Source organism: Acetobacter conturbans, assembly GCF_011516755.1.
In the GTDB taxonomy this organism is placed as follows: domain Bacteria; phylum Pseudomonadota; class Alphaproteobacteria; order Acetobacterales; family Acetobacteraceae; genus Acetobacter; species Acetobacter conturbans.
The window spans coordinates 1-10,111 of record NZ_WOSY01000038.1 but is presented as its reverse complement, the minus strand read 5'-3'; the positions used below and the strand labels follow the sequence as shown (position 1 = coordinate 10,111).

General features: G+C 49.4%; 7 protein-coding genes and 2 pseudogenes. 5 read left to right on the top strand and 4 right to left on the bottom strand.

The features are described from left to right. From GOB81_RS16605 to GOB81_RS16590, 4 genes and pseudogenes are all read right to left on the bottom strand, one after another. Window positions 1–109: pseudogene (locus tag GOB81_RS16605) on the bottom strand (IS5/IS1182 family transposase); the annotation flags it as partial. 140 nt (window positions 110–249) lie between these two features. Beyond that, window positions 250–1,704: a carbohydrate porin gene (locus GOB81_RS16600; protein ID WP_242010325.1), complete on the bottom strand. Its 1,455-nt coding sequence runs from the start codon at window positions 1,702–1,704 to the stop codon at window positions 250–252. Between the two features lie 278 nt (window positions 1,705–1,982). Continuing rightward, entirely contained in the window at window positions 1,983–3,578 is a 1,596-nt protein-coding gene (locus GOB81_RS16595; protein ID WP_173571382.1) for a GMC family oxidoreductase, read from the bottom strand. Further along, window positions 3,575–5,074 carry an aldehyde dehydrogenase family protein gene (locus GOB81_RS16590; protein ID WP_173571381.1) on the bottom strand — a complete coding sequence of 500 codons (1,500 nt, stop codon included), beginning with the start codon at window positions 5,072–5,074 and terminating at the stop codon, window positions 3,575–3,577. Before GOB81_RS16590 ends, GOB81_RS16595 begins: the two co-directional genes overlap by 4 nt. Window positions 5,075–5,914: 840 nt before the next feature. Between GOB81_RS16590 and GOB81_RS16585 the strand changes: the two genes are divergently transcribed. The 5 genes and pseudogenes from GOB81_RS16585 to GOB81_RS16565 form a co-directional block, all read left to right on the top strand. Beyond that, window positions 5,915–7,057 (top strand): acyl-CoA dehydrogenase family protein, encoded by a 1,143-nt coding sequence (locus tag GOB81_RS16585; RefSeq protein WP_173571380.1) that lies wholly within the window; start codon window positions 5,915–5,917, stop codon window positions 7,055–7,057. After that, entirely contained in the window at window positions 7,054–7,821 is a 768-nt protein-coding gene (locus GOB81_RS16580; RefSeq protein WP_173571379.1) for a 3-ketoacyl-ACP reductase, read from the top strand. The genes GOB81_RS16585 and GOB81_RS16580 overlap by 4 nt, the downstream gene beginning before the upstream one ends. 8 nt (window positions 7,822–7,829) lie before the next feature. Continuing rightward, window positions 7,830–8,978 carry a dihydrodipicolinate synthase family protein gene (locus GOB81_RS16575; RefSeq protein ID WP_173571378.1) on the top strand — a complete coding sequence of 383 codons (1,149 nt, stop codon included), beginning with the start codon at window positions 7,830–7,832 and terminating at the stop codon, window positions 8,976–8,978. A gap of 1 nt (window position 8,979) precedes the next feature. Further along, window positions 8,980–9,837, top strand: coding sequence for a sugar phosphate isomerase/epimerase family protein (locus GOB81_RS16570; RefSeq protein WP_173571377.1), 858 nt, complete (start codon window positions 8,980–8,982; stop codon window positions 9,835–9,837). A gap of 17 nt (window positions 9,838–9,854) precedes the next feature. Beyond that, a pseudogene (locus GOB81_RS16565) lies at window positions 9,855–10,001 on the top strand (electron transfer flavoprotein subunit beta/FixA family protein); the annotation flags it as partial. Window positions 10,002–10,111 lie beyond the last annotated feature (110 nt).

Sequence of the window (10,111 nt, the reverse complement as noted above, 5' to 3'; positions counted from 1 at the left end):
CCACAAACAGACGGTTATCCGCGGCCGTCCCGCCCACATGGCCTTCCCGGCCCGGAAGAAGATCCCTGATCTGCTCCCACTGACTGTCACTCAGAGCATACCGGCGCATCCGTATATCCCCCCTGAAAACAGGGAGAAAACATCATGCATCGGACAAAAGTACAAGGCCCAGACCAGCAGGCGCTAACTGACGACACGCCCTAGTATTCTTGAGCAGAATATCGCCTGTAGAGTGGAGGGAGAGCAGGGTCAAAACGTGAATCCAACTTCAAAATCGAGGATAAGAGCATTTGGATAGCGGTTCGTGCCACCCGGATGCCATAAATATTGTAGTCCGGGTCGGATGGTTGCCCATGGATTGGGTCGCCAGCCATAATTCAGTTCAATTGAGTTTTCGTTTGATGGAATATAAGCTTTTTCTCCAAGAGATCTTAGTTGCCATGCATAGTCTGCCAGCTTGGGGTTGAGAATTAGTATTTTGCCACCGAAATTAATAGTATCGTTTGGTCGACTAGGAAAGGTTCCTTTGCGGATGATTCCCCATGTTGCAAAATAGGGAGCTAGTGAAGTGCGTGGATCCCCCCATACATAGCTGAGAAAGAGCAGTGTTCCTCTGGAACTTCCATCGTGGTCGCGTTGCAGCATCTGATCAACTTCAATCCAGCCGCCGTAGCGTCCACGGACAGACTGTTGGGGAAGATTGATGAGATTAACTGATGCAGGCTGGAAGCGGGCCGATCCGTTTGTAACAATCTTGACTTCAGAGGTATCCCAATAGCCTCCAAGCCTTATATTGCCGGGTAATGCTCCATGTTCGTCTGTTCCACCATGACTCCATAGAAATTGAAACGGAAGATAGGAGCCTGTTGTGTTGTTTAGGCCAAGTTTCCATCCGTTATGGGTGTTGGAAATAGTGTTATCGACATTATATATACCACCTGACATCATGAAATGTTTGTTTCCAAATGGATAAAGTTTCAAATAACTTCCGGGGTGTGCTGTTGGGTACCATCCATATCCCGAATTAAAAGCCAAAGACTGAGGCATGCCGCAAATGGCATTACTCTGGAATTCACAGTAAACATAAAGATTCCAGTGTATACTGGATTCAGCGAAATCGTTTTCCGTACTGAACCACCCAGCTTCCATGGCGATATAGCGATTAAAATGATGTTCAAGTGTTAGGCGTGTGAGGCGCACGGTTTCACCGGATCCAAATATTTCCTGGACTGAGCTGATGGCTGGCAGCATGGATGTTGCCAGACTGAGACCTGCACGCTCTGTTACAAGAAAATGGAATATCCCGATGTCATATCCAGTTAGTTTCAGTAAATCTATATCAGTTCCCAACGCAAATTCGTGAGCGTAACGCACACCCTGAGATTTGCCTCCCACCGGATTACCTGAAGTATCTTCCAGGTAACGACCTTTAATAATAATTCCATTTCTTTCAAGGCGCTTTCGTAACCCTCCTAATCCACCCAGCATGGAATCCTGATGATTCCACTCTTCAAAGCTGGCAGGAAAAAAAGGTTCATCAGGCGCCTTGTTCAAGTCAACTGGTACAAAATTTCCACCCGTCGGTTCAGTTGTATCGATTTTGGGGGTAATTATTTCTTTTTTAGGTTGTTTGACATATGTAATCGAGGCTCGCCCTCCCGATGGGCGAGAGTGCAAAAAGGGATCTTGTGTAGAATCTGCCATGGAGACAGAAATCCACGGAGTGCATAAATATATATACAAGCACAATCCGATGGAAATTAATTTCGAAAACGTATAGTTCATACGAATTAACTTTATCTTTCTGTATATTCGTATCATTTCACTAGCCACTTCATGTTAAAGCAAGTGATTGTTTGATGGTGGGATGAAGTTAATAAGAAATTTATTATGAAAATTATATTTATTAAAGAAAAAATAACTTATTTATATAAATTATTATGATAGTTGTTATAGTTATTCTTAAAAAATACTTTATCTATTTATGCATTTCCGCGAATTAGATCCGCCGTGCGTTCTGCTATCATGACGGTTGGTGCATTCGTATTGGAGCCAATGATGGATGGCATGACAGAACTATCGCAGATCCGTATCCCTTCAAGTCCGTGAATGCGCAGATGTGGATTCACGACCGACATATCGTCCTGACCCATCTTGCATGTGCAGGTCGGATGATAAGACGTGCGTCCATGCTGTTGCGCGTAAGCTCTCAAGGTTGCGGGCGTTATTTTTTCGTCGTCAAAAAAACCGATTTTTCTGACGTGCTTGCGCATGGAGTGCTGTGAGACCATGTCGAGGCTGAGTCGAATGCCCTCAATTGAAATGTTTAGATCATCAGGTTCTGCAAGGAAATTTGGATCAACCAGTGGCATCATGCGTGGATCCGATGACTGGAGAGTGACTGATCCACGTGATTTGGGTCGGAGTGTGTAGCTGTTCAGTGTAATGCCAGAAACTCCTTTGGGAACGGAGACGACACCTGCTTCCGCACCAGCTCCAGCAAGAAAATGAAATTGAAGGTCAGGAACTGACGTGTTCTGGTTGGAATACCAAAAGGCGCCAGCCTCGACGACATTGGAAGTGACAGGACCGGATCGAAAGGCTGCATACTGGATGCCGGCGAGCAACATCCATGGAAGTTTTGAGTATTTATCGAGGCTTTCGTGGTTTTTTAGCTCTGCGACAATATCGATACCAAAGTGGTCCTGCAGATTTTGTCCGACACCCGGTAAATCATGAACAATGGGGATATCGTGTTTATGAAGATGTTGTGCTGGACCGATACCCGAAAGCATGAGCAGTTTTGGTGTGCCAATGGCACCGGAAGTTACAAGAATCTCCTCCTCGGCATAAGCAACATGCACAGTATTGCGTAAAGCATACTCTACACCCACGGCACGAATGCCATTGAAAAGAAGCCTAAGCACCATAGCGTTGGTAATAATATGAAGATTTTTACGCTTCAAAGCAGGGCGAAGATAACCCACGGATGTTGAGCATCGGCGGTTGTTGAGAGTTGTCATCTGGTAGATGCCAGCTCCCTCCTGTGATGGTCCATTAAAATCCGGATTATAAGGTATCCCGAGTTCCTGACAGCTTTGGACAAATGCACAACTTACGGGATTCGGGGTGGAAAGGTTTGACACACCCAGAGGACCGTCAGTGCCATGCCATGCACCGGAGAGAATTGTATTGCCTTCTGATCTCAGAAAATATTTCTGGATATTTTTAAATCCCCAGCCTTCAGCTCCCTCGGTTTCCCAACGATCGTAATCAGATGGATGGCCGCGAGTGAATACTTCGGCATTGATGGATGAGCCTCCTCCTAGGACCCGCGCCTGAACATAAGGGAGTTGCCGATTATTGGCGTGTTTCTGAGGAGTGGTCTTGAGACCCCACGTCATTGGGCCATCGGTCATTTTTGCAAAACCAATAGGCATGTGAATGAGTGGATGGGTGTCTCGTTTTCCTGCCTCAATCAGGCAGACACGCACGGCGGGATTTTCAGACAATCTGGCCGCAAGAACGCAACCTGCTGAGCCACCGCCTACAATGATATAATCAAAACCCTTCTTCATGACGCGATCCAGTGTGAACGTTTGCCAATGCCGATATGGACGGATTTGACCTGAGTGTATTCTTCCACGCCGAGCATGCCGGTTTCTCTGCCCCAGCCTGATTGCTTGAAACCACCTGTCGGGGTTTCTGGGCCACCAGCCATGATCGTATTGACCCAGAAGCGGCCAGCACGGACGCGCCGCGTAATCATCAGGGCGGTATCGATATTTTTCGACCAGACAGAAGCAGACAGACCATAAATCGTGTCGTTCGCGATTGAGACCGCTTCTGCGGGAGTATCAAACCGAAATGACGAAAGAACAGGACCAAATATTTCTTCACGGGCGATAGCCATTGAAGAGGTGACGCCTGAAAATAGAGTGGGAGCGATATAACGTCCCCGCCCGAACTGCAGCGCTTCTCCTCCGACGACAATTTTTGCGCCTTCAGCTTTCCCTTTGGCAATGTAGTCAAGAATGACCTTGTTCTGAGCATTGGTTGTGATGGCTCCAACCTGTGTTTCAGGATCAAAGGGGTCACCAACACGAATTTTCTTCATTTTTTTAGCCAGAATCGCCTCAAATTTGTCAGCAACAGAACGTTCGACAATCAGTCGGCTGGATGAGACGCAGCATTGCCCTGTGTTGAAGCTGATTCCGAACGCAGCACCATCCGCAGCATCATCAAGATCGGCATCGGCGAACACAATAATCGGATTCTTTCCACCGAGTTCCAGTCCAAGCTTCTTTAGATTGCTTGCCGCTGATGCTTGCACACAGGAACGTCCCACAGCAGTCGAGCCTGTGAAGGAAAGCATGTCGACGTCTGGATGTTCACTCAGCGCCTGCCCGATATCACTCCCGCTTCCTGTGATGACATTGAAAGCACCGGCAGGAAGTCCAGATTCTGAAAGAATATCTGCCAGAATAAGGGTCGTTGCACTCGTTACTTCAGCTGGTTTGACGACCAGAGTGCAACCGGATGCGAGAATGAAGGGTGCCCGCTCGCAGAGAATAAGGAATGGGAAATTCCAGGGTGTAATAAGCCCAACAACTCCGACCGGCTCCCGGAGAGCCATACCAAAGAGATCATCACCGAGATTGTTGAAGCTGTCGCCATGAAGCAGTCTTGCTGCTCCGGCTGCAGTCTCGAAACAGGCGATACAATGGTTCAGTTCCCCTTTTGCTTGGGAAAGTGGTTTTCCATTTTCGAGAACTTCCCACAAAGCGATTTCATCAAGACGTCTGCGAATTCCTTCAGCAGCACGAAGCAGAATGGTTGCACGTTCTCCCCCGGGCAAACCTGACCAGCGACGATCATCAAAGGCCCGCCGTGCAGCTGCCACTGCCTCGTTCAGATCGTCTCTGGTGCAGCGAATTGTGCGTGTAACCGGAATATCATGACTAGGAGAATGGCGTACGTAACCCTCTCCCTTGTGCTGCCATGCTCCATCGATGAAAAAACCGAATTCACGCGGAGAATCAGGTAATCTTACACCGTGGGCTATTTCTTGCATGGACTGTTCTCCAGAATGTTGACGTGTTTGTCAGTGGGTCTGAATCATGCCGACTGATGGATAAAATGACGGCGCCTGTTTCGCAGGTATGTGTGGTGTTCAAACGAACCACAGAAGTTGTCGTTTCAAGAAAAACTATCTTTTAAGAAAAAATTTCGAAATCAGGACTGAATAAGACGGAAACGCTTATTACGCAGCGTTGTTGTCGCATTTCGATGTCGAGATTTGCAGATAATACACGGAATAAGGGTGTGATAACGGATCATTGTTGACGTTTTTCACTGGTCGATGCCTTGTTTTTTGCCACGCTGTTTTGCTTGTGGCGTTTGTTTTTGGACGACATCTCCAGACGCACCGTCTGGTTACGTGTTTGATAGGACGTTGTGAGAAAAGGAGTAACTCACATTTGGGTGATTTTGACTGATTTAGAAATAAAAAATAACGAATTCAATGCCCCCCTTCCTCGGAGCTGAAAAAAATAGCGCGAGATCGCATGTTCGCGACAGACATTCAGTTACAGGAAGGCATTCTGAAAAGAGTGTCCGGTGCATTTATTCCGTGAGAGGAAAGTGAATGATGGTCCTCGCTCCGGAGATTGTTTGTCATGAAATTTCAGGAGGTAAGGACAGGGGCTGCGTCGGATATAAGGCCGTAGTGTTTAAGGGAGAATGACCTCCTCGCGATCTTCCCAGACCAGACATAAAAGTCTTTCATCTTCCTGTGGAGAACGGTCTCGTGAAACATCACGATATGTTCAAAAGCGATCGTGTTTTTTTCTTGCTCATGAGTGGCGTCATATATATGTAACTAGTTAGTGCATAAAAGAGCAGGAATTGCCGGATGTATCTTAATGAGACTCAGGAACAGGTTCGCGATATGGCCCGTTCTTTCGCCGATGAGGTGATCCGCCCCGCCGCCGAGGCTCTCGACCGCGAGGAGCGTTTCCCATCTGAAATTTATGATGAGATGGCCAAGCTCGGCCTATTTGGAATCGGCGTCCCCGAAGAACTTGGTGGACCTGGCTTCGATAGCCTGACTTACGCGGTCGTTATGGAGGAGCTTTCCCGCGGTTATGCCAGTGTCGCCGACCAGTGCGGGCTAGTGGAGCTGATTTCCACGTTGCTTGTTCGTCACGGAACAGAGACGCAGAAAAAACTGCTGCCCGATATTCTCGGTATGCGGAAGAAGGTGGCTTATTGCATTACTGAAGCCGAGGCAGGCACCGATGTTTCGGGAATTCGCACATTTGCCGAAAAAGACGGGTCAGGCTGGGTCCTTAATGGCGGTAAGCTGTGGATTCACAATGCTCCGATTGCTGACTTCGGTTTTGTTCTTGCCCGAACGGACAAAGAGGCTGGCAATCGTGGTATGTCGATCTTCATTGTGGATTTGCATGTCAGCGGCGTTGAACGAGGCCCGAAAGAACACAAGATGGGACAGCGCGCCAGTCAGGTGGGAGGGCTCAATTTTTCCGACGTGAGGCTTGGATCTGACGCACTGCTTGGTGACTTGGGGCGTGGTTTCCATATGATGATGAGTGTGCTCGACAAGGGGCGCGTCGGGATTGCTGCACTGGCGGTGGGCATAGCGCAGGCAGGACTGGAAGCCGCTGTGGACTACGCCGGAACGCGCAAGCAGTTCGGTAAGCATATTTCCGAATTTCAGGGTGTGCAGTGGCTGCTGGCAGACATGGCAAAAGATATTGAGGCGGCACGTCTCCTTGTTCATTCGGCGGCTGTCAAAATTGATCGTGGCCAGGATGCTACCCGGTCCTGTTCAATGGCCAAATGTTTTGCGGGGGACATGGCAGTTGCCCGTACTGCCGACGCGGTGCAGGTGTTTGGCGGTTCTGGTTACATCCGCGGATTTGAAGTCGAGCGTCTCTATCGAGATGCAAAAATAACACAGATATATGAAGGAACGAATCAGATTCAGCGCATGATCATCGCTCGTGAATTGCTGAAAAAAGGTGCCCGCACATGAGGCAGGTTGCGCTCGTCACCGGTTCGTCCAGAGGGATAGGGTTGGCGGCGGCTGAAGCGCTGGCTCATGCCGGGTTCGCCGTGGCGCTCAATAGTCCCACTGAGGATGATGAACTCCGGGCGGCTGTCAGGCGTGTGGAGGCGCTTGGCGTGCCTGTGGTGGCTGCCCCCTTCGATGTGTCTGACACAGCTGTCCACGTAACAGCTCTTGCCCGGATTGAAAGCGCTTTTGGTCCGCTGACGACGCTCGTCAATAATGCCGGAGTGGGGGTGCTTCAGCGGGGAGACTTGCTGGACGTCAGTGAGGCAAGCTGGGATCGTTGTCATGCCATCAACGCTCGTGCGCCTTTTTTCCTTTCACAGGCTTTTGCTCGGTGTGTTCTGGCCAGCAAACGGCAATCTGATCTGTTTTATTCGATCGTGAATGTTACATCTTCAAATGCAGTTGCGGTTGCAGTCCAGCGTTCAGAATATTGTGCATCGAAAGCATCGGCAGCGATGGTTTCCAAGGCGCTTGCGGTCCGGCTTGGGCCCGAAAACATTGCGGTCTATGACGTGCAGCCCGGCCTGATCGCCACCGACATGACGGCTTCAGTGATCGAAACATATCGTCAGCGGGCCTCTGACGGCCTGACACTGTTTCCATGCATTGCTGAACCGGTGGATATCGGAACGATCATCGCAACGCTCGCAACAGGAAAACTTCCTTACACAACCGGACAGGTTATCTCGGCTGATGCCGGGATGCTTGTTCCTCGTTTCTGAGGGCGATCATGAAAATTGCGCTGCCCGACCAAACAGGACGAAAGACGGATTATGTTCTGAGCGGAACACCTCTTCCCCTGACCTCTCTCTCTTCCCATCCATCACGGATCATCTACTCGGCGGCCCATGTTGTTGCCGATCCTTTCTCTGCGACCGACCCGTCTGGTCACGCCGCCATAGACTGGAATAAAACACTCGAATTCCGACGCTATCTGGCCGGTCTTGGGATGGGAATAGCTGAAGCCATGGACACCGCGCAACGTGGCATGGGGCTTAACTGGAGCCGCTCTCTGGAACTGATCCGGCTTACAAAAGCAGAATTGCCGGATGCACGCATTGGGAATGGCTGTGGCACTGATCAGCTTGACCTACGTGATGTTTCAACCATCGATCAGGTTATCGACGCCTATCTGGAGCAGGTGGAGGCCATTCAGGCTGTCGGAGGACGCATCATCCTCATGGCGAGTCGAGCGCTGGTGAGCGTGGCGAAAACAGATGCCGATTACAGGCGTGTTTATAATATTGTTTTGTCTGCGTGTGATCAGCCTGTCATCCTCCATTGGCTGGGGGAAATGTTTGATCCCGCGCTTGCAGGTTACTGGGGCACGCGTGATTTTGATGCTGCTCTTGAAACAGTCCTGGCCATCATTGATGAGAACAAATCTCGGGTGGAGGGAATCAAGATTTCACTTCTCGATAAGGAAAAAGAAATAGTCATGCGAAGGCGCCTTCCGGAAGGAGTGCTGATGTACACTGGCGACGATTTCAACTATCCGGAACTTATTCAGGGCGATGATTATGGGTTCAGTCACGCTCTTTTAGGAATTTTTGATCCGCTTGCCGCTGCGGCTACTCATGCCATAAACAGGCTGGATGCAGGCGATATTTGCGGTTTTCGCACTATTCTTGATCCCACAGTGCCGCTAGCTCGTCTGATTTTTCGGGCCCCGACACAATATTACAAGACGGGCGTAGTGTTTCTTGCATGGCTGAATGGTTTTCAAGATCACTTCATCATGCTGAATGGCGCTCAGGCCTTACGTCCCTTGCCATATTTCACGGAAATTTTCCGACTTGCCGATGGCTGCGGTCTGTTACGAGACCCTGAACTCGCTGTTCGTCGAATGCAGTCCCTTCTTGCGCTATATGGGGCCTGACATGGAAGATGTTAGTCGTAATAACCGTGGTCTCGCGCTGAATACCGCCACGTTAGGTCATAATATTCCGGGAGCAGGTGCGGGTTGGTCGCCGGAACGTACAATTGACGCCTGTGCTGAGCGCGGGATCAACGGTATTGTATTCTGGAGAAGAGAAATTGAGAGCTCCCCTGCACGTGTGGGTGACTATGCGCGAGCCGCTGGCGTCCATGTGATTGGATTGTGTCGTTCGCCTTTTCTTGTCGGTCCGTTATCGCTTAGGAATCCTCTCCAAATTACAGATGACTTCCACAGATCTATAGATCAGGCTGCCGAGTTGGGTGCAGAAGTACTGACGATTGTGGTGGGAGGGGTTCAGCCTGAAACGAAAGGTGTTTCAGAGAGTCTGAAAATTGTCGCGGATTATTTGTCGCATGCTGTTCCCTGGGCCGCCGCAGCTAATGTCCGGCTGGCATTGGAGCCTCTCCATCCTGTTTACGGTGGTGATCGCTCCTGTCTTACGACAACACGTGACGCTCTGAACCTCTGCGACATAATTGATTCTGATATTCTTGGAGTTGCAATAGATATTTATCATGTCTGGTGGGATACGGATCTTCCTCATCAGATTGCCCGCGCCGGAAACCGTATTTTTGGGTTTCATCTGTGTGACTGGCTTGCGCAGACATCAGATATTCTTCTCGATCGAGGGATGATGGGAGACGGCGTCGCTGATATCCACGGAATAAGTGCGGCTGTTAGGGCTGCCGGTTATCACGGTTTCAGTGAAGTCGAGATTTTTTCAGCGAACAACTGGTGGAAGCGCGATCCACGAGAGGTTCTTGATGTCATGACGAAACGTTTTCATACAGCCTGTTGATTGTCAGGAGTAAAATCATGAAGGTTCTTGTTCCTGTAAAACGTGTGATTGATTACAATGTAAAGGTTCATGTGAAAGCAGATGGATCTGGAGTGGATTTATCAAATACGAAGATGGCAATGAATCCATTCGATGAAATCGCCGTTGAAGAAGCCGTCAGAATGGTAATCCCCCCATAAAAAGAGTGACTTTTGAATGAGAATTTTCTCAGCGTAAGAATTGAGGAGATTCTGATGAAGAGTGATCGCTTTACTGACGCCCAGATCATGGGTGT

Coding starts and splice junctions, on each gene's coding strand:
- GOB81_RS16600 (WP_242010325.1), bottom strand. CDS start 1,704: ATGGCAGATTCTACACAAGATCCCTTTTTGCACTCTCGCCCATCGGGA.
- GOB81_RS16595 (WP_173571382.1), bottom strand. CDS start 3,578: ATGAAGAAGGGTTTTGATTATATCATTGTAGGCGGTGGCTCAGCAGGT.
- GOB81_RS16590 (WP_173571381.1), bottom strand. CDS start 5,074: ATGCAAGAAATAGCCCACGGTGTAAGATTACCTGATTCTCCGCGTGAA.
- GOB81_RS16585 (WP_173571380.1), top strand. CDS start 5,915: ATGTATCTTAATGAGACTCAGGAACAGGTTCGCGATATGGCCCGTTCT.
- GOB81_RS16580 (WP_173571379.1), top strand. CDS start 7,054: ATGAGGCAGGTTGCGCTCGTCACCGGTTCGTCCAGAGGGATAGGGTTG.
- GOB81_RS16575 (WP_173571378.1), top strand. CDS start 7,830: ATGAAAATTGCGCTGCCCGACCAAACAGGACGAAAGACGGATTATGTT.
- GOB81_RS16570 (WP_173571377.1), top strand. CDS start 8,980: ATGGAAGATGTTAGTCGTAATAACCGTGGTCTCGCGCTGAATACCGCC.